Genomic DNA, 22,241 nt, shown 5'->3' with positions numbered 1-22,241 from the left:
ACAAAAGACTTCTCTCATTAGCGTATACTGAACCGAGACACACAATGAGAGGATACTTACTATGACTGAACAAACCGTTGCACATAAACAAAAACAGCTGACAAAGCAAGTCGCTGCATTTGCTCAGCCTGAAACGAAAAACAGCCTGATTCAGCTTTTGAACACGTTTATTCCATTCTTCGGCCTGTGGTTTCTTGCTTATCTCAGCCTCAATGTCTCCTATCTTCTTACGTTAGCATTAACAGTGATTGCCGCGGGTTTTCTGACAAGAATTTTTATCATCTTCCATGACTGCTGCCATCAATCTTTTTTCAAACAAAAACGCTATAACCATATTCTTGGTTTTCTGACAGGTGTCCTGACTTTATTCCCGTATCTTCAATGGCAGCACAGCCATTCGATTCACCATGCGACAAGCAGCAATCTGGATAAACGCGGAACAGGTGATATCTGGATGTTAACAGTGAACGAATATAAGGCTGCATCCAGACGAACAAAGCTTGCCTACAGACTTTATAGAAACCCGTTTATCATGTTTATTCTCGGACCGATTTATGTTTTTCTGATCACGAACCGTTTTAACAAAAAAGGCGCAAGACGCAAGGAGCGTGTAAACACATACCTTACGAATCTGGCAATTGCCGCGTTGGCTGCCGCTTGCTGTCTGATCTTTGGCTGGCAATCGTTTTTGCTCGTGCAAGGCCCGATATTTCTGATTTCAGGTTCAATCGGTGTTTGGCTGTTTTACGTACAGCATACCTTTGAAGATTCTTATTTTGAAGCGGATGAAAACTGGAGCTACGTTCAGGCCGCTGTTGAAGGCAGTTCATTTTATAAGCTTCCGAAGCTGCTTCAATGGCTGACAGGCAATATCGGTTACCACCACGTGCATCATTTGAGTCCAAAGGTGCCTAACTATAAGCTTGAAGTGGCTCATGAACATCACGAACCATTAAAAAACGTACCGACAATTACCTTAAAAACAAGTCTGCAATCACTTGCATTCCGCCTTTGGGATGAAGATAAAAAACAATTTGTGTCCTTTCGGGGCATCAAACATAAACCTTCAAGCTCTTCGCCTGGTTCACCAGATAAAGAGCAGTTGCGAAAGAACGCCTGATGATGAAGGAGGTCTTCTAATATACTAGAGGACTTCCTTTTTATTATTGGAGGGTGCATTCCGGCTTTCACAATGATAAAGTTACAAGTAAGATGAAAAGCTGAAAATGAGGTAAGATCATGATTAAAAAGCATTTTACATTTCAAAAACTAAGCGGAATTACTCCCTATATATGGACAATATTTTTCATTCTCCCCTTCTACTTTATATGGAAATCATCATCTACATTTGTTATTATTGTCGGCATCATTTTGACGCTTTTATTTTTTTCCGTATATAGATTTGCTTTCGTCTCAAAAGGCTGGACCATTTATTTGTGGGGATTTTTATTAATCGGCATTTCGACGTCCTCCATTACTCTGTTCAGTTATATTTATTTTGCTTTTTTTATCGCGTATTTTATTGGAAACATTAAGGAACGCGTCCCTTTTCACATTTTATATTATGTCCATTTAATAAGCGCGGCTGTCGCAGCTAATTTCAGTCTCGTATTAAAAAAGGAATTCTTTTTGACTCAAATTCCTTTTGTCGTCATTACCCTCATCAGCGCGATTTTATTACCCTTCAGTATAAGAAGCCGTAAGGAACGCGAACGGCTGGAAGAAAAGCTTGAGGATGCAAATGAACGGATTGCAGAACTGGTAAAATTAGAAGAACGTCAGCGAATTGCCCGCGATCTCCATGATACGCTTGGACAAAAGCTTTCTCTTATCGGATTAAAAAGCGACTTAGCGAGAAAATTGATTTACAAAGATCCCGAACAAGCAGCTCGTGAACTGAAAAGTGTTCAGCAAACAGCGAGAACTTCTTTAAATGAAGTAAGAAAAATCGTATCCTCCATGAAAGGCATCCGCCTCAAGGATGAACTGATCAACATCAAACAGATTCTCGAAGCCGCAGACATTACGTTTATCTATGAAGAAGAGAAGTGGCCTGAAAATATCTCATTGCTAAATGAAAACATTTTGAGCATGTGCTTAAAAGAAGCTGTCACAAATGTCGTCAAACACAGTCAGGCTAAAACTTGCCGAGTAGACATTCAGCAGCTCTGGAAGGAAGTTGTCATTACAGTGTCTGACGATGGAACATTTAAAGGAGAAGAAAATTCCTTTTCTAAAGGACATGGCTTACTCGGGATGAGAGAACGGCTTGAGTTTGCAAACGGAAGCCTTCACATCGATACCGAAAACGGCACCAAGCTTACCATGGCAATTCCTAATAATTCAAAATAAACATAAAGGATGGCTTACATGATTAGTATATTTATTGCAGAAGATCAGCAAATGCTGCTGGGCGCTTTAGGATCACTTCTAAACCTAGAAGACGATATGGAAGTCGTAGGAAAAGGGACAACCGGCCAAGATGCTGTTGATTTTGTCAAAAAACGCCAGCCTGATGTATGTATTATGGACATTGAAATGCCTGGAAAAACAGGCCTCGAAGCTGCCGAGGAGCTAAAGAATACAGGCTGCAAAATTATAATCCTAACCACCTTTGCCAGACCCGGCTACTTTCAGAGAGCTATTAAAGCAGGCGTAAAAGGCTATTTATTAAAAGACAGTCCGAGCGAAGAACTCGCCTGCGCCATCCGTAGCGTTATGAACGGAAAGCGCATCTATGCACCTGAGCTGATGGAGGACTTATACAGCGAGGCTAACCCTCTTACAGATAGAGAAAAAGAAGTGCTTGAACTTGTGGCTAACGGTAAAAATACCAAAGAAATCGCTCAGGAACTCAGCATCAAAAGCGGAACGGTGCGAAATTATATCTCAATGATTCTAGAAAAACTTGAAGTGAAAAATCGAATCGAAGCCATTACCCGTTCAAAGGAAAAAGGCTGGTTTAAATAAAAAAGGATCTTGGCAGATGCCAAGATCTTTTTTGTTAACCTGAATACATCGCCGGAACCGGAATTAGACGGATCGATATCCTTCACGCTTAAAGCCAGCTGAACGATGATATGCTTAACAGCCTCAGATTGACTTGTTGTCCTGTTAAAATCGCCACCACTGCACATCTGCTGAATTGCTGATATCAATTGAATTGCGTATTTAATATGGAAAGTCATCTGCTGACCAACTCCGCTCACAAGCTCTGCAAGAGTGCCTAATATGACAATAAAAGATCGCCTAAATGAATCCAATTCCGTATAGGAAATCTGCTACATCCAACTGCTTTTTACCCGCCAAAAAAGCAGCTCATTTCGCCGATCAAGGATATTAACAACCAGCTATAAATGCCATGGTGCAAAATGTCTCTGGAATGTGAAATCATTCATTGAACACGGAGCCCCTGAATCGCACACAAAAAGAAAAACGGGACCACTTTTCTTTATCAGCATATGATAAAGAAAAAAAGACACAAGCCAAAAGCTCATGTCTTTTATCACAATCTATATCATTAGTTTAAGACTTTCACACTTACAGTTTTGACGCCCCAATTTGATGCATCGCTTTTATTTGGTACAAATACGTCAATTTTATTTCCTTTAATAGCGCCGCCAGTGTCTGCTGCTGTTGCTTCCCCGTAGCCTTCAACATAGACTTTAGAACCTAGCGGAATCACATTAGGATCAACCGCGATAACTTTCGCGTTCGGGTTCTTATTTAAGTCAATGCCTGTAGCTGTAACGCCGGAAATGCCGCCGTCGTTAGCAGTGTAAGCAGTAGCAGTAACTGTTAGTTCTTTTGAAGCTTCTTGATTATTTGTATTTGATTGAACAGCCTTCTCTTCTGTGTTAACAGAAGTTTCTGCCTCAGCTTTTGTTTCTTGTTTAGGTTGCTGTTGTACAGCTTCTTGTTTAGGTTGCTCTTTTTGCACAGCCTCTTGTTTTGGTGCAGTTTGAGGTGCGCTTGTTTGCGCATTCTCAACAACTGTGTTTGCTGCTGTTGCCTGACCTTTTACTGAAAGAGTTGATCCAGCATAGATCATGTCAGAGCTTAAGTTATTCCAAACTTTCAGGTTGTTGACTGTCGTGCCGAATTTTTGAGCAATCTTAGAAAGCGTATCTCCCGCTTTAATTGTATATTGCCCATTAGTGGTTGTTTCTTCTGAAGAAATGGTCAGTTTTTCTCCTGCAATGATTTTATCAGAAGTTAACTTGTTCCATTCTTTTAAGTCCTTTAGGTTCACTCCGTTTTTCTGAGAGATTCCCCAGAGCGTATCACCCTTTTGCACCGTAATTTCTTTTGCAGAAGCGTGAGCTCCGAATGCAGTTGTTGAAAGTGCAGCAACTGCCACAAAGGACATAATCGTCTTCTTCATAAGTAAATCCTCCCTTGTTAGCTTTTTATTGGCGGCTAACAGGTGATATCGTAACACACGTAAATGTCAAATCAATAACAAAAAGATATGATTTAGATTACAGTTCCTTTACATGAAGGATTTCTCTCTGATGGAAAGACTTGCTGAACCCTTGATATAATAGGCTTCGCAAGTCTTTTTATTTTAAGGCAAAACAGAGAAAATAAAATGTGTTTTTTATAGAAAAAAAGATTGATTTTCTGTTTTTTTAGTCTGTCATCCTTGCATAAGCCTGTATTTCTTGTAAAAAAAGCCGGCCGTATTTTGCTCTTTTTTGTTCTCCGACTCCTTTTATAGACAAAAGTTCCTCATCATTTACGGGCTGTTTTCCGGACATTTCTTTTAACGTTTGGTCAGAGAAAACAACAAATGGCGGAACACCCTGCTCAGCCGCGATTTCTTTTCGAACCATGCGCAATCGTTCAAACAGCTCGTCATTTTCAGTAATCGCTGCCGCTTTTAACGCTTCTTTTCTCGTGACTGATAATTCTCCTCTCAGCACATTCCTTCCTTTACTGCTGACAAAAAGAGTCGGAAACGTACCATCTGACATCCTGATAAAGTCGTCAGAAATAAGAAATTCAATAAAATCACTGATTTCGCCAACTGATTGGTGTTTTAATATTCCGTATGTTGAAAGGTCTGAAAAACCGTTTTCAAGAACTTTTTTATTTTTGGAGCCGGCAAGCACCTGGGCAACTATCGTCTTGCCAAATCGTTCTTTCATGCGAATGATACAAGATAAGACCATTTGTGCCTCCCGCGTCACGTCATGGGCCGCCCTTGTATCAGTGCAGTTTCCGCATTGTCCGCACGCATCGGGCTCCTTTTCTCCGAAATACATAAGGATAAAACGCTGCAGACAATCTTCCGTATGACAATAGTCGACCATTTGTCTCAGCTTTTTTAAATCCTGCTTTTGTTTCTCTTCATGTTCTGATTGCTCAATTAAGAAGCGCTGCACCATAATATCCTGCGGTGAAAACAGGAGAACACATTCACTGGCAAGACCGTCCCGCCCAGCTCGTCCAGCCTCTTGATAATAGCTTTCCATATCTTTTGGAATTTGTGCATGCAGAACAAATCTGATATTTGATTTATCAATCCCCATTCCAAAAGCAGAGGTTGCCACCATCACTTGAAGCTCATCATTAAGAAACCTTTCCTGCTGCTCTTTTCTCACATCATCATCCAAACCTCCGTGATACCGCCCTGCCCTGATCTGATTTCGTTTCAATCTCTCATATATCCGATCAGCTTCTTTTCTGGTCGCGGTATAGACAATTCCTGCTTCATGTCTATTGTTTTGCACATATTCATCTATAAAACGATCTTTATTTTCTCCTTTTACTACTTTAAAGGTTAAATTTTCTCGTGAAAATCCGGTATATACCGTGTTTTCTTTTTGAATGTGCAGCTGTTTGCAAATATCATCATGAACCTCGGGTGTGGCTGTTGCTGTTAACGCCATGATGACAGGCTTGGCGTGTAATTCACGGAACAAAATTTCAATATTTCTGTAGCTTGGCCTGAAATCGTGCCCCCATTGAGAAATACAATGCGCCTCGTCTATTGCGACCAAAGGAACATCTATGCCCTGCAAAATCCGGATAAACTCCGTGGACGTTAGTCGCTCTGGTGTAATGTAAAAAAGCTTATAAGCCCCTTCTTTGAGTCCGTTCAGCCTCTCGTATATTTCCTGATTGGATTGTGTGCTGTTAATGTAGGCGGCGTTAATCCCCGCTTCTTCTAATGCATCAACTTGATCCTTCATCAAGGAAATCAACGGTGAAATGACGATTGTCGTCCCTTCAAACATTAATGCTGGAATTTGATAGCAAATCGATTTGCCGCCTCCCGTTGGCATAATACAGGCCGTATTTTGCCTCGCTTCCGTTACCAAGCGGATCGCTTCATCCTGGCCGCTGCGAAGCTTTTCATAACCAAAATAATGAGCCAAAAGGGATTGGGCTCTATGTAACATAATGTGTAAACCTCGCTTTTCCTTGAATTTCCCCCATCATATCATAAAAAAGAGGCCTTCTTTTCTTTCACACAAAAATTGAATTTTTTGCTATACCAACCTTTTCAGATAAAATAAAAAGCCATTTCCGAAAAGGAAATGGCTTTCGCTACATCTTGCCGTATGCAAGTAAGAAAGTTTTAAACCACCACTCCTCAAAGTGGGTGTTTGCAGAAACGTTCCTGTCGTCCTCAGCAATGGAGGCATGACATTCCGGCTTCGATATAAAACTCCCTATTACAGCTTAAAGGTTAAAACTTAATTAACAATACGCACAAAGTAGCTTCTTTTATATAGTACACCATCGGGCGGTTTTAATCAAGAGGCCAGAACAATTGTTTAGAAAAACTTTTTCCAGCCAATAAAAATGTTTTTTCGCTATTATATCCAAAGATTCGACAAATCAAAAAATATATTACAATAAAAAAACAGCCTTTTTTCGCTAAGAGGATTCATCACTTTCTTCTATATAAATATGTATACAAAAAAACTCCTATCAATGCGATAGGAGTTTTTGTTCATTAGAATTTTGCAGCAAGATCTTTTGCTTCTTGTAAACCTTTTTCAACGATTTCTTGCGCTTGATCAGGCGCTGCGTTATGTCCTTCGATGACAACTGTGTGTAAGTCTTGAACACCCCAGAAACCAAGAACTGTTTTCATGAAGTTTAATGACATTTCTAAAGAAGCCATTGGTCCTTCAGAATAAATGCCGCCACGCGCGTTAAGGAGTGCAACTTTTTTGTCGCCCATTAAACCAACTGGTCCTTCTTGTGTGTATTTGAATGTAACGCCTGCACGAGACAGGTAATCAACATAAGTATGAAGCACTGCTGGCACTGTGAAGTTCCAAAGCGGGAATGCGAAAACAACTTTGTCAGCTTTTACAAACTGATTCAGATATTTGTCGGCAATTGCTGCTTGTTTTTTCTCTTCTTCTGTCATTTCCATTCCTTGACCTGCTTTAAATGTTCCGTTAATCATATCTCTTCCGAGGTAAGGAAGGTTTTCTTTATGAAGGTCTAATTCAACCACTTCATCATTAGGGTTATTTTCTTTATAAGCAGCTAAGAAAGCTTCGTAAAGTTTAGTTGAAACGCCTTCTTCAGCTGTACGGTCGCTTGATTTTACAAATAAAACTGTAGACATTTGTATTCCTCCCGGTAAACTTTTTATATTTACTTACAAATAGTATGTTACTTTCTTTTTTACTCAAAGTCAATCACTTTATTTTGAATATGAGATTTTTTTCAAAAAAAAAAGCAAGTACATCTAATATCGGTGTACTTGCCTGGCATTTTTACTTCGAATCTTGTTCACGATCCAAGATTTCATACGTCTGTGAGCTTTTTTGATCAATTGTTTCTTTGTTGGATAGATCTTTTACCTGTTCGTGAAACGCTCGTTCATATGAAGGAGCATCTGCCTCAAGGTCATCCTCCATATCAGCTTGCGCCTCAACTGTCATTCTCGCATAGGGAACAGCTTCAAGTCTTTCGTAAGGAATGTCTTGGCCCGTTTTTTCACACACGCCGTAAGTTCCTTCTTTCATCTTTTGTAATGCATGGTTAACCTCCTCTAACAGCTCCCGGTCAATCTCTCTCACCGTTTGGTCTGTCATCCGGTCTGTGACGAGCGTACCGTGATCTGCCATATGGTTGTCAACCCCATTGGAAAGCTCCCCCACTTCTTCTGTCATTGATTCTGTTTCCTTTTTCTCTCCAGACAATTCTTTTTGCATATCGAGCAATTTATGATAGAGATGCTGTGTTTGTTCATTTGTCAGTGCCATGTATATCCTCTCCTTTCTATTCTGTTTCCCGTTTTGCCTCCTGTCAAACATGGGAACATGGATGGAAGGATGAGCTACTGCCTTTTTGAACGGATCGTGACCGCTGGTGTTGGTGGCGCTTCGGATTTTCGCCGGCACTTTTTGTCTTTCTCTTCTGGCGGCATATAATAGGTTGCGCCTATATTTAATCTGCCGCTCAGTTCATCAATGGTCAGCTCGCCGAATTCGAGATGATAATCAATTTTTTCAACATTCAGCGTTTCAATATGTATATAGGTTTCTTCAGCCTGCTGTTTGCTGCTGTTGTTCTGTTCCTCAAGCCGTGAAAGCCTTTCTTCACATTCACGCAGTTTGTCAAATTCTGATTTCAAACAATGCCTGATCAGGGACCTAAGCATTTTTTTCATGACATCACGACCCTTTGCATACTCCTCTTTCGTCTACATATATAATGTGTATATCCCAAAGAAAGGAGAGGTTTTCATGCTTCCGACTAACATCAATATTGCTCATCTCAAAACTAACACGATAGGCAGCGGCTCATCCCTTACCTTTGGTTCTGCGGAATTAAGGAACAAGTGCTCTGCTATCAAAAGAAATAACGGTTTCGGGGAACAAAATGCAGATTTTGTGGCCATGGTCATTCCAATTGAATCAATTGATGACCGTGACGGGGCAGATGCACTCAGTATGAAAATCAATCATCAATAACAATGGTTTTCGCTTGACCCTCGTCTTTTTGAATGGTGATGTATAGGATTCCGTCTTTAAAAATGGCACTCATCTTTCCATGAAGATGGTCGGAAAGCGGAATTTTCTTTTCAAAACTTCCGTACTTCCCTTCTTTTTGGCGAAAGTCCTGTTCATTAAAATAGGAAAAGCGCTGCCCCTTCACCACTAAATAATCTCCGTACGATAATATGTGAACGTCCTGTTTACGGTAGCCTGGAAGATAAATCAAAAACTGGACTTCCGTAACGGTATCTACAATATCCATGCTTGGAAATGAAGCATCTCCTTTCCCTCGCTGATCTTGCTGCGAAAACGGAAACGGAGATTGGCCATTTGTCATAAAAGGGGTTTTTTGGTCTTCATCAAATACCTGTTTCCAAAAGTCACCGCCGTACATCTGCTGTGCGAATTCCATCCACTGCTTCATCTTTTCGAAATCCATTTGAAGCCCCCTGTCTTAACATACTTTATAACCGCCAGCATACAACTATAGAAAGGAGGTTTGCCTGTGGTTCAACCAACTCCGTATATCAATATTAATATTTTCATGCTGAAAATTAATTCCTTTGAAAATGCTTCAGCGGTTAACGTAGGACAAAATTTATTGGCAGAATGGCAAAATTCAGATAAAAAAAATCAAGGCTACGGACAGAATTTTGGAGATGCGAGCGGATTTATGGGCACGAGGAGCCATGTGGATGACAGAGACCAAATTGATTCTCCGGCCTCTTTTGAAAGTGAAGCGGTTAACTCTTCGATCAAAAGGAAGTGATGAGATGTTCTTTTCACCCTCCGTCGTGAATGTCGGCGGATTTAAAATCAATACGATGGACCGTGGTTCCTCTTTAACACTCGGTCCGTATCAGCAGGTCGATTACTTTTTATCAGCCAAAATAAATCAAGGCTTTGGAGAAGAAAATGGCGACTTTACTCCTCTTGTCGTACCGATTTCAAATGTATTAGATGCAGATCTTATTGATTCGAACTCAGCGAAAAACAGTGTGGTATAACCAGAACAGGGCGCATATGCCCTGTTTTTTTATAAAAAAAAGCCTAACCATTTTTTGAACGGCTGGCTCATCAAATATTCAGCTGCACAAATGCTTTGTCAGCACCGCCTGAACTTCGCTTAAATCGGTGTCTTTCGCAAATTCTAATTCGAACGTTTTGCTTCTTGTCATCAGTAAAAGCCCAGTGTCCGGATCGAACATTCCCGCTTCTTGGATGGCAAAGCTTTCAATTGTTTTATATGGAAGAAATACACGAACCTTCTTTTTGGAAAACATTTTATTGTCAAAGAAAATGATCCGCTTATTTGTAAAGCAAATTTGGTCCACTCGGAGCTTATAAATCGATTCTATTCTTTCCCCTTCAACGAGCAAAGCTTCAAGCTTCTTTGCATCCGTTGATCTGCTAACAGAAAAAATACCCAATGAAGAACCCCTCTTTCTGCATTTATCTATTTGTTTTATCATTCACTACATAAAAATAAGTCCTTTATCCCTATATAAGAATACGACATAGAAGACATTTAAACCATTACGAACAGATTACATTTTTCAAATTTTTGATTTGTTTTTCAGCTTTTACGCTGTTGTCATCAAGTAATACGCACATATTGAGGAAAAAGTTTCAATATTCAGCAATGTTTTTATAAAAAAAGTTGTTTTTAATGTTTCATGCATTTTGTTTTATATTTCCTGTTTAATCACAAAAAAACCGCAGCTGAGCTGCGGTTTTATGTATCGACTGCTTTTAACAAGTTTGTCTGATGCTTTAAGGAAACATTACATCTCTTCGAAGTATTCTTTATAGTAGCCGCCCACTTTATTCGTATTGTCGACCACAAAGAGAAACTCCTCTGTTTCATTTTTCACTTCATATTCTTTTCCCGGAGTTAAGACCCGGTTTACGATATATTTTTTTGCGTTTGTCTGCACACATTTTACCTTTTTGATTGTTTCTTTTTCAAGCCAATTTTTATGAATCATGATGAAATCTCCTTTACTTATCTATAAGCTTATTGTAGCTTTTTTCTTTTGTAAATTGCAATATCGGTTATTCATTGATTTTGCCTTGTTTTCTATTATAGAATGTTTGTATACGCTTACGTTTGCAGCAAATATCACAGCTTATTTCTGCTATGCAATCAAGAAATCAATGTGCTATCACCAAGAATCTCAGGACAGACCATAAAAAATGACTGGAGGTTTGTTACGAATGAGTTCTTTAACGATGCAAGTGACGAAAAGGCTGGAGACATTTTTACAGGGAACAAAGAAGCTTTATATTGACGGAAAATTTGTTCCGAGTGCCTCAGGGGCAACCTTTGACACTCCCAACCCGGCGACCGGCGAAACCTTGATGACGCTGTATGAAGCCCAGGCTGCGGATGTGGACAAAGCGGTGAAAGCTGCCCGGAAAGCCTTTGATCAAGGCGAATGGAGAACAATGTCTCCAGCTTCTAGAAGCAGACTGATGTATAAGCTGGCAGACTTAATGGAAGAGCATAAAACTGAGCTTGCTCAGCTTGAAACACTTGATAATGGGAAACCAATTAATGAAACGACTAATGGAGATATTCCGCTGGCTATCGAGCATATGCGCTATTACGCCGGCTGGTGTACAAAAATAATAGGACAGACGATTCCGGTTTCCGGCGCTTATTTTAATTATACGCGTCATGAGCCTGTCGGTGTCGTCGGCCAGATCATTCCATGGAATTTCCCGCTCCTGATGGCGATGTGGAAAATGGGCGCGGCACTTGCAACAGGCTGTACAATCGTTCTCAAACCGGCTGAACAAACACCGCTTTCAGCCCTTTATTTGGCAGAATTAATAGACCAAGCCGGTTTCCCGGACGGTGTAATCAATATCATTCCGGGATTCGGTGAAGATGCGGGAGAAGCCCTGACGAACCACGAAGCGGTTGATAAAATTGCCTTTACCGGTTCGACTGAAATTGGAAAGAAAATCATGTCCACCGCAGCGAAAAGCATTAAGCGTGTTACATTGGAGCTGGGCGGAAAATCGCCTAATATTCTTCTGCCGGATGCGAATTTGAAAAAAGCAATCCCGGGCGCTTTAAACGGTGTGATGTTTAACCAGGGCCAGGTCTGCTGTGCGGGCTCCCGTGTCTTCATTCATAAAGACCAATATGATGAAGTTGTTGATGAAATGGTGTCCTATGCTGAGTCACTCCGCCAAGGAGCGGGTCTTCATAAAGATACGCAAATCGGGCCTCTCGTAAGCAAGGAACAGCATGAACGCGTTCTTTCCTATATTCAAAAAGGAAAAGATGAAGGAGCAAAAGCAGTGACTGGCGGAAGCTGTCCTTTTGAAGAAGGATATTTTGTCGCACCGACTGTATTTGCGAATGTTGAAGATGAAATGACCATCGCAAAAGAAGAAATTTTCGGACCCGTGCTGACTGCCATTCCGTACGAAACAGTCGATGAAGTTATTGAACGGGCAAACCATTCAGAATATGGGCTTGCGGCCGGACTGTGGACAGAGAACGTCAAGCAGGCGCACTATATCGCGGACCGCCTTCAAGCCGGAACCATTTGGGTGAACTGCTATAATGTGTTCGACGCGGCATCTCCATTTGGCGGTTATAAACAGTCGGGACTCGGACGAGAAATGGGATCATATGCCCTGGATAATTACACAGAAGTTAAAAGTGTTTGGATAAATCTTGAAGACTAACATGTATGTTTAAAAAACTGCTGCCTGCCAGCAGTTTTTTTCTTTCTGTAATGCCCATAAAAGATGCTGAATATATATGCTTCTGAAGGAGTTGAGCGTGGTGGGCACACTTCAGGAGAAAGTGAGGCGTTTTCAAAAGAAAACCGTTACGGAGTTAAGAGACAGGCAAAATGCTGATGGTTCATGGACATTTTGCTTTGAAGGACCAATCATGACAAATTCCTTTTTTATTTTGCTCCTTACCTCCCTAGATGACGGCAAAAATGAAAAAGAACTGATATCAGCACTTGCCGCTGGCATACGCGCAAAACAGCAGCCCGATGGCACATTTATCAATTATCCCGATGAAACTCCCGGAAATCTAACGGCTACCGTCCAAGGATATGTCGGGATGCTTGCTTCTGGCTGTTTTCACAGATCTGACCCGCACATGAAAAAAGCCGAACAATTTATCATCTCACATGGAGGTTTGAGACATGTACATTTCATGACAAAATGGATGCTTGCCGCGAACGGGCTTTATCCTTGGCCTGCTTTGTATTTACCATTATCACTTATGGCGCTCCCTCCAACATTGCCGGTTCATTTCTATCAGTTCAGCTCATATGCCCGTATTCATTTTGCTCCTATGGCTGTAACACTCAATCAGCGATTTATCCTTAATAACCGCAATATTTCATCTCTTCGCCATCTCGATCCGCACATGACAAAAAACCCTTTCACTTGGCTTCGGTCTGATGCTTTTGAAGAAAGAGATCTCACGTCTATTTTGTCACATTGGAAACGCATTTTCCATGCGCCATTTGCGTTCCAGCAGCTGGGCTTACAGACAGCTAAAACGTATATGCTGGACCGGATTGAAAAAGACGGAACATTATACAGCTATGCGAGTGCAACCATATTTATGGTTTACAGCCTTCTGTCACTAGGTGTGTCGCGCTACTCCCCTGTTATCAGCAGGGCGATTAACGGTATCAAATCACTGATGACTAAATGCAACGGGATTCCTTATCTAGAAAACTCTACTTCAACTGTTTGGGATACAGCTCTAATCAGCTATGCTCTTCAAAAAAATGGTGTGACCGAAACGGATGGCTTTGTTACAAAAGCAGCCGACTTTTTGCTAGAACGCCAGCATGCTAAAATAGCAGATTGGTCTGTCAAAAATCCAAATTCAATTCCCGGCGGCTGGGGATTTTCAAACATTAATACAAATAACCCTGACTGTGACGACACTGCAGCTGTTTTAAAAGCGATTCCCCGCAATTATTCTCCTGCAGCTTGGGAACGAGGGGTGTCTTGGCTTTTATCGATGCAAAACAATGATGGCGGATTTTCTGCTTTTGAAAAAAATGTGAACCATCCACTGATTCGCCATCTGCCGCTTGAATCCGCCGAGGACGCTGCAGTTGACCCTTCAACCGCCGACCTCACCGGACGTGTACTGCATTTTTTAGGCGAGAAAGTTGGCTTCACAGAAAAACATCAGCATATTCAACGCGCAGTGAAGTGGCTTTTCCAGAATCAGGAACAAAATGGGTCATGGTACGGAAGATGGGGTGTTTGCTACATTTACGGCACCTGGGCTGCTCTTACGGGTATGCATGCATGCGGGGTTGACCGAAAGCACCCCGCTATACAAAAGGCTCTGCGTTGGCTCAAATCCATACAAAATGATGACGGGAGCTGGGGAGAATCTTGCAAAAGCGCCGAAATCAAAACATATGTACCGCTTCAAAGAGGAACCATTGTACAAACGGCCTGGGCTTTAGACGCTTTACTCACATACGAAAATCCCGAACATCCGTCTGTTGTGAAAGGCATGCACTACCTTACTGACAGCAGTTCACGCAGCGCTGATAACCTCGCATATCCAGCAGGAATCGGATTGCCAAAGCAATTTTATATTCGCTATCACAGTTATCCATATGTATTCTCTTTGCTGGCTGTCGGGAAGTATTTTGATTCTATTGAAAAGGAGACAGCAAATGAAACGTGAATCTTATCAAACGGAGATGTTCAATTGGTGTGAAGCACTGAAAGACCAGATTCAAAAGCGGGGACAGCTTGACCAGTTCGAAGATCAAATCGACAAGATGATTGAGGCTCTGGAAGATGACCAAACAACAGAAGAAGATTGGTATAAGCAGGCAGCTGCCCTTTACCGGGATATTACAGAATCAGATGATACAAATGAAAGACGCGCTTATGTCCCTATAGGGAAACATGTGCTGCCAAAGCTTCCATACAAATATTCCGCCTTAGAACCTTATATTTCACGCGATATTATGGTCCTTCATCATACAAAACATCATCAAAGCTATGTCGATGTCCTGAACAAAGCAGAATTGGAGCTTAAAAAAGCGAGGGCGACAAAGAATTTTGACTTGATCACTCATTGGGAAAGAGAGCTTGCGTTCCATGGAGCAGGCCATTATTTGCACAGTATTTTCTGGTTTTCCATGCATCCAAACGGAAAGCGGCGCCCTACAGGGGCATTGTTTCAAATGATTGACCTTTCATTTGGAAGCTATTCCGCTTTTAAAGAACATTTTACCCAAGCCGCTAAAAAAGTGGAAGGTGTCGGCTGGGCCATTCTGGTCTGGGCACCTCGATCAGGACGGCTGGAGATTTTAACAGCAGAAAAACACCAGCTCTTCAGCCAGTGGGATGTGATCCCTCTTTTACCGCTTGACGTATGGGAGCATGCCTACTATTTGCAATATAAAAATGACCGGGCCAGCTATGTCGATCACTGGTGGAATGTCGTGGATTGGCGCGAGGCAGAAAAACGTTTTGAGCAGGCAAAAGAAGTCGTTTGGAAACTCTATTAAAAAAAGCCCCCTTTCCCCGGGGGCTTCGTGTGTTAAAAAATGCCTATCACATGCAAAAACACGATGATGATGGCAACAGGAGATAGATAACGAATAAGCAGCAGCCAAACCGCAAACCACTTCCGTTTGAGGCTGGAACCGCTTTTCAGCTCGTCAAACAAATCCTGTTTCGGTATTTTAAGCGGGACAAAAATCGAGATCAATAACGCGCCTAACGGCATTAAAATATTGCTCACAAGATAGTCGGCCGCATCAAAAATGGATAAGTGAAATATAGAAACGTCACTTAAGACACCGTATGATAGTGCAGACGGCACACCGACAATAAATATAGCGATTCCGCCTAACCAAGCGAATCGTTTTCTCTTATTGACATCACCTTTTGAAAGCACTGCGACCAAAATTTCCAGCATTGAAAAAGCGGATGTCAATGCAGCAAATAAAAATAGAATTAAAAATGCTAATAAAAAGATAATTCCGAACGGCATTTGATTAAATATAGTTGGCAGCACGTTAAATAACAGAATCGGTCCTTGGTCTGGCTTGAGACCAAATGAAAATACAGCTGGAAAAATCGCAATCCCTGCCATAACTGCAACAAGTACGTTCAATACAGTTACTGATACAGCGGACTGCACAAGATTTTCCTGTTTCCCTAAATAAGAGCTGTAAGTAACCATGACAGATACACCGACACTTAATAAGAAAAAGGACTGGCCCATCGCATACAAAATGGTATTAGCGTCAATCGCTGAAAAATCAGGCATCAGGAAAAACTTGAGCCCTTCCATCGCACCGTCAAGGGTAACAGAACGCACCATTAAAATAATAAATAATATAAATAGCGCCGGCATTAATACTTGGCTAGCCTTTTCAATTCCGCTGCTAACTCCTTTTGCAACAACCAAAATGGTCACTGCCATAAAGAGCAACTGGCCTCCTACAGCCAAATAAGGATTTGAAATGGTACTTGCAAATATCGTATCAAAACCAGATGTTTGTGACAAACCGCCAGTGAAGCCTTTTATAATATAAATTAAAATCCACCCGCCGACGACACTGTAGAAGGAGAGAAGAATAAAGCACGTTACCATGCCTAAATATCCGATCCAATGCCACTTCATTCCTGGAGCAAGTGTTTTATAGGACTGAACGGCATCTTTCTGCGTTTTTCTGCCTATGATGAATTCACCTAACAATAAAGGCAGTCCGATTAAAACCGTAAATAAAATAAAAATAAGTAAAAATGCGCCTCCTCCGCTGGTTCCAGCTACATATGGGAATTTCCATATCGCGCCAAGCCCAATAGCTGATCCTGCCGCGGCTAAAATAAAGCCGATCTTCGAAGACCATTGATTCGCTTCCTTCACCCTATCACTCCTATTTTGTCTAACCATTATAAAGGTTCATTGTAAGAATATCTTCCTATATAGTCAAGAACATTTTGATTAGTTTACATAATAAATTTATCGACTATTATTCGGCGATTGATATTGAATTATTCAGAAAATTAATTATAATAAGAGAATGTTTAAAAATCTGTGAGAATTTCTGCTGAAGTTCTTGATGAATGTGTTAGGAGTGTTTTTATGGACATCATTAGAAAAATAAGCCATTTTGCGGGACAAACCTTTGGCATATGGGTCATTGTGTTTGCCGTGCTGGGATTTTCCTTCCCGTCTTTTTTTACGTGGATCAGTTCTTATATTACGATTTTTCTTGGTATTATCATGTTTGGGATGGGACTTACACTGCAAGCCGATGATTTCAAAGAGCTGCTCAGAAAACCTTGGCATGTCATTATTGGGGTGATTGCTCAGTATACCATCATGCCGCTCGTTGCTTTCGGCCTTTCAATTGGACTGCATCTTCCGGCTGAAATCGCAGTAGGTGTTATTCTTGTCGGCTGCTGTCCAGGGGGAACTGCATCTAATGTCATGACATTTTTAGCAAAAGGAAATACGGCCCTTTCTGTTGCTGTTACAACAATATCTACCTTGTTGGCACCCGTTTTAACTCCGGTTTTGATTATGCTGTTTGCCAAGGAATGGCTTCCTGTCTCGCCAGGATCTTTATTTCTTTCAATCTTACAAGCGGTTTTATTTCCAATCATTGCAGGTGTGATCGTCAAAATGTTTTTCAGAAAACAAGTGGCGAAAGCCGTACATGCCCTTCCGCTTGTTTCTGTCATTGGCATCGTGGCGATTGTCTCAGCTGTCGTCAGCGGCAACCGGGAAAATCTGCTTCAATCAGGGTTGCTGATTTTTTCAGTTGTTATCCTGCATAACGGTATCGGTTATTTGCTTGGATTTATGGGCGCAAAGCTTTTAAAAATGGATTACCCTTCTCAAAAAGCGATTGCAATCGAAGTCGGCATGCAAAACTCTGGACTTGGGGCTGCACTTGCCACGGCCCATTTCTCACCGCTATCTGCCGTACCAAGCGCAATATTCAGTGTGTGGCATAACCTTTCAGGTTCTATGCTTGCAACATTTTGGTCTAAAAAAGTGAAAAAGAAACAAGCAGGATCCAAAAGCAGCAATCTATCACTTTAAATATCATCAAAAAAGGTACATCACGATAAAGTGATGTACCTTTTTTTTATTATCCCTCTAATAAAAGCTGTTCAGGATCTTCCAGTAAATTTTTGATTGTCACGAGGAAACCAACCGCTTCTTTACCGTCTACAATCCGGTGATCATAAGATAAAGCGAGATACATCATCGGACGGTTTTCGAAACGTTCTTCATCAATTGCTACTGGGCGCAGCTGAATCTTATGCATGCCCAGTATACCGACTTGAGGGCTGTTTAAGATCGGAGTTGACATCAGTGAACCGAAAGTACCTCCGTTTGTAATCGTAAAGGAACCTCCCTGAAGCTCGCTAAGGGTTAATTTATTGTTTCTTGCTTTCTTCGCCAGCTCGCCGATCTCTTTTTCGATTCCTGCAAATGTCAGGCGGTCCGCATCACGTACTACCGGAACAACAAGGCCTTCATCAGCCGCAACAGCGATACCGATATCATAGAATTTCTTAACGATCAACTCATCGCCCTGAATTTCCGCATTCAACAGCGGATATTTTTTCAATGCAGCGACGACCGCTTTCGTGAAGAAAGACATAAAGCCGAGCTTTACTTCGTTTTGCTCAAAGAATTGATCTTTGCGGCGTTTTCTGAGATTCATGACAGCCGTCATGTCCACTTCATTAAATGTAGTCAGCATCGCCGATGTTTGCTGCACCTCTACAAGGCGTTTTGCAATCGTTTGTCTGCGGCGTGACATTTTTTGCACTTCGACAGGTTTGTCAAAGCTTTGCTGTGCTTTTTGAGCCTGAGGCTGCTGTTTTTGCTGAGGAGCAGGTTTTGATGCTGGTTTTTCATACGCTTCGACATCCTGCTTGCGCACTCTTCCAAACGGATCTCCAGTTGGAACTTGAGACAGGTCAATTCCTTTTTCTCTCGCCAGCTTTCGGGCTGACGGAGAAGCGACCATTCTTGATTTTGCTTCAGATTGCGCTTCCTCACTCACCTCTTGTGCAGCTGGTTCAGCCTGTTTCTCTTCTTTCACGCTTTCCTTGCTTTCTGCTTTCTCTGTAGGAGCAGGGGCAGAACTTTCACCCGCGCCTTCTGAAATCGTACCGATAATTTCTCCGACCTGGACGGTATCACCCGAATCTTTCAATACCTCTTGAAGTACACCCGATTCTTCTGCTGTCAATTCAACATTCACTTTATCCGTTTCTAGTTCAAGCAGATATTCACCCTGTTCTACATAGTCACCAGGCTGCTTTAACCATTGGGCTATTGTTCCTTCTGAGATTGATTCTGCTAATTCAGGTACCTTAATTTCCGCCATTTTTTCATTTCCCCCTTAGTTTTTGCGAGTCAAGCTATCAGATACAATACGTTCCTGTTCTTTTTTATGAACTGTCGGATCTCCCTCTGCAGGGCTGGATCGTCTTCTTCGTCCAATATATTGAACGCTTACTCCCTCTGGTGCAATCTCTGTCAAATACGGGCTGATATAACTCCAAGCTCCCATGTTCTGCGGCTCTTCCTGCACCCAAACGATTTCTTTCAGGTTCGGAAGTTTTGCAAATAATTCTTTGACTCCTTTTGCCGGGAATGGATACAGCTGTTCAATTCTCGCAATGTGAAGCCACTCTTTACCGTCTTCTAGCTTATTAAAATGATCACTGATGTCTATTGACACTTTACCGCTGGATAACACAAGTCTGGTTACTTTTTCATAGTCATGAGAAAGTCCCGACTGTTCATAAACAGGCTGGAAGCGGCTTTCGCTTAGCTCCTGCACTTCCGACACTGTATTTGGGTTGCGAAGAAGGCTTTTCGGCGTCATAATGACGAGCGGTCTGATTTCTTCACGAAGCAGCATTTTAGCCTGTCTTCTTAAAATATGGAAATACTGTGCCGCGCTTGTCAGGTTGGCAACCGTCCAGTTGTTCTCCGCGGCAAGCTGCAGGAACCGCTCGATTCTTCCGCTTGAATGCTCAGGCCCCTGTCCCTCGTAACCGTGCGGAAGCAGCATGACTAATCCGGATTTTTGGCCCCATTTTGCGCGTCCGGCAGAAATAAATTGGTCAAAATACACTTGAGCAGCGTTGGCAAAATCTCCGTACTGCGCTTCCCATAACACAAGCGTTTCTGGTGAATGAACGTTATAGCCGTATTCAAACCCGAGAACTGATCCTTCCGACAGCGGGCTGTTATGAACGGCAAATGATGTGCTGCAGTCAGATAAGTGATGAAGCGGCACAAATTCTTCGCCCGTCTCACTGTCATGAAGCACAAGGTTTCTTTGGGCAAACGTTCCGCGCTCGGAATCCTGTCCTGTTAAACGAATCGGTGTTCCGTCTTTCAAAATCGAAGCAAACGCAAGTGATTCTGCCAAAGACCATTCCACTTTTCTGTCATCATCAAACGCCTTGGCGCGTCTTTCTAAAATGCGCTTTAGCTTGCCGAAAACATTAAATGACTCCGGCCAGTTGATCAATTCGTCATTCAGCTTGCGAAGCACATCAAAATCAATCGATGTGTCCACATCAGGGAAACCGTTTGATACAGGCTCTGGAAGTTCAATTTCACAGGCGATATGTTCCTTTTTAGACGGTACTTTCTGATAAGCGTCCTCAATGCGCTTCGTTACCGATTTTTCGATATTTTGAACGACTTCCTCGGTAAGCACACCTTCTTTTACGAGTTTTTCAGCGAAAATTTGTTTGACGGTCGGATGCTTTCTGACAGCATCATACAGCATTGGCTGAGTGGTTGACGGCTCATCCATTTCGTTGTGTCCATAGCGTCTGTACCCGATCAAGTCAATCAGGAAATCCTTGTTGAATGTTTTTCGGTATTCGACTGCAAACTTCACAGCAGAAAGACAAGCTTCTGGGTCATCCGCATTCACGTGAACAATCGGAATTTCATAGCCCTTTGCCAAGTCGCTGGCATATTTTGTCGATCTGGATTCAGCGCTTTCTGTTGTGAATCCGATCATATTATTGGCGATAATATGAATCGCACCGCCTACTTGATACCCTTTTAAAGAGCTTAAATTCAATGTTTCAGCGACGATTCCTTCCCCAGGGAATGCAGCGTCTCCATGAATTAAAATGGCAAGCGATTTTGTTTCGTCTTGCACTGGATATCCGCTTTGTGTTCGCGTTTCCTGTGCCGCTCTTGTGCTGCCTTCAACAATCGGATTGATAAATTCCAAGTGGCTCGGGTTGTTTGCTAACGTAATTCGCGCTGATTTTGTTTCAGCGTCTTGAAGCTCCCGATTCGCCCCCAAATGGTATTTGACATCCCCTGTCCAGCCGTAGCTGATTCCAATTGATCCCTCAGACGGAACAAGATCTTTGTTCGGCGCATGCTGGAATTCGGAGAAGATGATTTCATACGGCTTGCCAAGCACATGTGCCAAGACATTCAGGCGTCCCCTATGCGCCATCCCGATATTGACGCTTGTCGTTCCTGATTTGACAGATTGTGCAATAATGTCATCAAGCACTGGAACAAGAGCGTCCAGACCCTCAATGGAAAAGCGCTTCTGTCCGACGAATGTGCGGTGCAAAAACTGCTCAAAGCCCTCTACTTCTGTCAGTCTTTCCAACACAGCTGACAGCTTTTCATCTGAGTTCTTCTGGAACAGCTCGCCAGATTCAATCATCTTTGTCAGCCATTCGCGCTCTTTGAAGTCATGCACATGGTCAAATTCAAATGAGATGGTTCTTTTATACGTATTTCGTAAATACTGAATGGCTTCTAAACCGTTCGTAATGTTTTTAGGAGCGTCTTTACAGATGACTGACGCAGGTATTGCTTTTATTTCCTCTTCTGTTAGCCCGTAATCGGATAATGGAAAAAGTTCACTCTTTTTCCCATCCTTTCTGAGCGGATTGACGGAAGCGTTTAAATGGCCATAGGTTCGGATATCTTCTGCAAGTCTGACTGCGGATGCGATCTTTTGAATCAGATCGGCTGTAACACGTCCCTTTTCTTTTGTTCCCGAGGCCTCTTTTAACTCGCTTGGCGGAGCACCGAGCTCGTCGAACATTTCCTTCAAATCCGGGTCAATGCTGTCCGGATCCTGGGTATATTGATCGTAAAGCTCCAGCGCATAGCCGAGGTTCGGACCGTAAAAATCTTCCCAATTCATTCGTTGTTTCATACTATTTTGAAACATTTGAATATTACCCCCAACTTAG

Annotated in this window: 21 protein-coding genes and 1 other RNA gene; 10 read left to right on the top strand and 12 right to left on the bottom strand. The window is 42.0% G+C overall.

Going from position 1 to position 22,241, the window contains the following annotated elements; genetic code table 11:
* The first annotated feature begins 61 nt into the window (after window positions 1–61).
* The 3 genes from desE (at window position 62) to desR (ending at window position 2,970) form a co-directional block, all read left to right on the top strand.
* Window positions 62–1,120, top strand: a complete 1,059-nt coding sequence (desE, locus tag ACQXR1_RS07655) for a fatty acid desaturase DesE (RefSeq protein WP_168781014.1) — start codon at window positions 62–64, stop codon at window positions 1,118–1,120.
* A 119-nt stretch (window positions 1,121–1,239) separates the two neighbouring features.
* A complete protein-coding gene (gene desK, locus ACQXR1_RS07650) occupies window positions 1,240–2,352 on the top strand; it encodes a two-component sensor histidine kinase DesK (protein ID WP_014664256.1) in 1,113 nt (370 codons plus the stop codon).
* An 18-nt stretch (window positions 2,353–2,370) separates the two neighbouring features.
* Window positions 2,371–2,970 (top strand): two-component system response regulator DesR, encoded by a 600-nt coding sequence (gene desR, locus ACQXR1_RS07645; protein WP_014664257.1) that lies wholly within the window; start codon window positions 2,371–2,373, stop codon window positions 2,968–2,970.
* 550 nt (window positions 2,971–3,520) lie between these two features.
* Here desR and ACQXR1_RS07640 read toward each other — a convergent pair.
* The 6 genes from ACQXR1_RS07640 to ACQXR1_RS07615 form a co-directional block, all read right to left on the bottom strand.
* Window positions 3,521–4,384 carry a LysM peptidoglycan-binding and 3D domain-containing protein gene (locus ACQXR1_RS07640; protein ID WP_151257397.1) on the bottom strand — a complete coding sequence of 288 codons (864 nt, stop codon included), beginning with the start codon at window positions 4,382–4,384 and terminating at the stop codon, window positions 3,521–3,523.
* Window positions 4,385–4,631: 247 nt separating this feature from the next.
* Window positions 4,632–6,407, bottom strand: a complete 1,776-nt coding sequence (recQ, locus tag ACQXR1_RS07635) for a DNA helicase RecQ (protein ID WP_326273608.1) — start codon at window positions 6,405–6,407, stop codon at window positions 4,632–4,634.
* Between the two features lie 141 nt (window positions 6,408–6,548).
* Window positions 6,549–6,735: non-coding RNA, 6S RNA (ssrS, locus tag ACQXR1_RS07630), on the bottom strand.
* A 232-nt stretch (window positions 6,736–6,967) separates the two neighbouring features.
* Window positions 6,968–7,594, bottom strand: coding sequence for an FMN-dependent NADH-azoreductase AzoJ (gene azoJ, locus ACQXR1_RS07625; protein WP_014664261.1), 627 nt, complete (start codon window positions 7,592–7,594; stop codon window positions 6,968–6,970).
* Between the two features lie 151 nt (window positions 7,595–7,745).
* Window positions 7,746–8,237 (bottom strand): TraR/DksA family transcriptional regulator, encoded by a 492-nt coding sequence (locus ACQXR1_RS07620; protein ID WP_014664262.1) that lies wholly within the window; start codon window positions 8,235–8,237, stop codon window positions 7,746–7,748.
* A gap of 74 nt (window positions 8,238–8,311) precedes the next feature.
* The gene (locus ACQXR1_RS07615; RefSeq protein ID WP_134975440.1) at window positions 8,312–8,644 is read right to left on the bottom strand and encodes a hypothetical protein; all 333 of its coding nucleotides are present in this window, start codon (window positions 8,642–8,644) and stop codon (window positions 8,312–8,314) included.
* A 76-nt stretch (window positions 8,645–8,720) separates the two neighbouring features.
* Between ACQXR1_RS07615 and ACQXR1_RS07610 the strand changes: the two genes are divergently transcribed.
* On the top strand, window positions 8,721–8,948 hold the full coding sequence (locus ACQXR1_RS07610; protein ID WP_069149723.1) for a hypothetical protein: 228 nt from the start codon (window positions 8,721–8,723) through the stop codon (window positions 8,946–8,948).
* Here ACQXR1_RS07610 and yocM read toward each other — a convergent pair.
* Window positions 8,935–9,411, bottom strand: a complete 477-nt coding sequence (gene yocM / locus ACQXR1_RS07605) for a salt stress-responsive protein YocM (protein WP_014664265.1) — start codon at window positions 9,409–9,411, stop codon at window positions 8,935–8,937. The two genes, ACQXR1_RS07610 and yocM, sit on opposite strands and share 14 nt — an antisense overlap.
* Window positions 9,412–9,477: 66 nt before the next feature.
* Here yocM and ACQXR1_RS07600 point away from each other — a divergent pair, with 66 nt between their 5' ends.
* Together ACQXR1_RS07600 and ACQXR1_RS07595 are read left to right on the top strand one after the other, a co-directional pair.
* The gene (locus ACQXR1_RS07600; protein ID WP_004399338.1) at window positions 9,478–9,741 is read left to right on the top strand and encodes a hypothetical protein; all 264 of its coding nucleotides are present in this window, start codon (window positions 9,478–9,480) and stop codon (window positions 9,739–9,741) included.
* Window positions 9,742–9,745: 4 nt separating this feature from the next.
* The gene (locus tag ACQXR1_RS07595; RefSeq protein WP_014664266.1) at window positions 9,746–9,979 is read left to right on the top strand and encodes a hypothetical protein; all 234 of its coding nucleotides are present in this window, start codon (window positions 9,746–9,748) and stop codon (window positions 9,977–9,979) included.
* Between the two features lie 78 nt (window positions 9,980–10,057).
* Here the strand turns inward: ACQXR1_RS07595 and ACQXR1_RS07590 are convergent, their stop codons facing one another.
* Together ACQXR1_RS07590 and ACQXR1_RS07585 are read right to left on the bottom strand one after the other, a co-directional pair.
* Entirely contained in the window at window positions 10,058–10,402 is a 345-nt protein-coding gene (locus ACQXR1_RS07590) for a PH domain-containing protein (protein ID WP_003220141.1), read from the bottom strand.
* A gap of 354 nt (window positions 10,403–10,756) precedes the next feature.
* Complete coding sequence (locus tag ACQXR1_RS07585; RefSeq protein ID WP_003231245.1) at window positions 10,757–10,960, bottom strand: DUF6501 family protein; 204 nt, start codon at window positions 10,958–10,960, stop codon at window positions 10,757–10,759.
* Between the two features lie 229 nt (window positions 10,961–11,189).
* Between ACQXR1_RS07585 and dhaS the strand changes: the two genes are divergently transcribed.
* The 3 genes from dhaS (at window position 11,190) to ACQXR1_RS07570 (ending at window position 15,511) form a co-directional block, all read left to right on the top strand.
* Window positions 11,190–12,677, top strand: coding sequence for an aldehyde dehydrogenase DhaS (gene dhaS, locus ACQXR1_RS07580; RefSeq protein WP_243572336.1), 1,488 nt, complete (start codon window positions 11,190–11,192; stop codon window positions 12,675–12,677).
* A 100-nt stretch (window positions 12,678–12,777) separates the two neighbouring features.
* Complete coding sequence (gene sqhC, locus ACQXR1_RS07575) at window positions 12,778–14,676, top strand: sporulenol synthase (protein WP_430771931.1); 1,899 nt, start codon at window positions 12,778–12,780, stop codon at window positions 14,674–14,676.
* Window positions 14,666–15,511, top strand: a complete 846-nt coding sequence (locus ACQXR1_RS07570) for a superoxide dismutase (protein ID WP_430771930.1) — start codon at window positions 14,666–14,668, stop codon at window positions 15,509–15,511. The genes sqhC and ACQXR1_RS07570 overlap by 11 nt, the downstream gene beginning before the upstream one ends.
* A 32-nt stretch (window positions 15,512–15,543) precedes the next feature.
* Here ACQXR1_RS07570 and ACQXR1_RS07565 read toward each other — a convergent pair whose 3' ends face one another.
* Window positions 15,544–16,881 (bottom strand): sodium-dependent transporter, encoded by a 1,338-nt coding sequence (locus ACQXR1_RS07565; protein WP_430771929.1) that lies wholly within the window; start codon window positions 16,879–16,881, stop codon window positions 15,544–15,546.
* Between the two features lie 219 nt (window positions 16,882–17,100).
* Between ACQXR1_RS07565 and ACQXR1_RS07560 the strand changes: the two genes are divergently transcribed.
* The gene (locus ACQXR1_RS07560) at window positions 17,101–18,066 is read left to right on the top strand and encodes a bile acid:sodium symporter family transporter (protein ID WP_306289717.1); all 966 of its coding nucleotides are present in this window, start codon (window positions 17,101–17,103) and stop codon (window positions 18,064–18,066) included.
* 49 nt (window positions 18,067–18,115) lie between these two features.
* Here ACQXR1_RS07560 and odhB read toward each other — a convergent pair whose 3' ends face one another.
* Window positions 18,116–19,369 carry a 2-oxoglutarate dehydrogenase complex dihydrolipoyllysine-residue succinyltransferase gene (gene odhB / locus ACQXR1_RS07555; RefSeq protein WP_430771928.1) on the bottom strand — a complete coding sequence of 418 codons (1,254 nt, stop codon included), beginning with the start codon at window positions 19,367–19,369 and terminating at the stop codon, window positions 18,116–18,118.
* 15 nt (window positions 19,370–19,384) lie between these two features.
* On the bottom strand, window positions 19,385–22,219 hold the full coding sequence (sucA, locus tag ACQXR1_RS07550) for a 2-oxoglutarate dehydrogenase E1 component (protein ID WP_430771927.1): 2,835 nt from the start codon (window positions 22,217–22,219) through the stop codon (window positions 19,385–19,387).
* Window positions 22,220–22,241: the final 22 nt, after the last annotated feature.

This window comes from Bacillus sp. ATD (assembly GCF_050585765.1).
GTDB lineage: Bacteria > Bacillota > Bacilli > Bacillales > Bacillaceae > Bacillus > Bacillus stercoris.
This window is presented reverse-complemented; position numbering and strand designations above follow the sequence as displayed.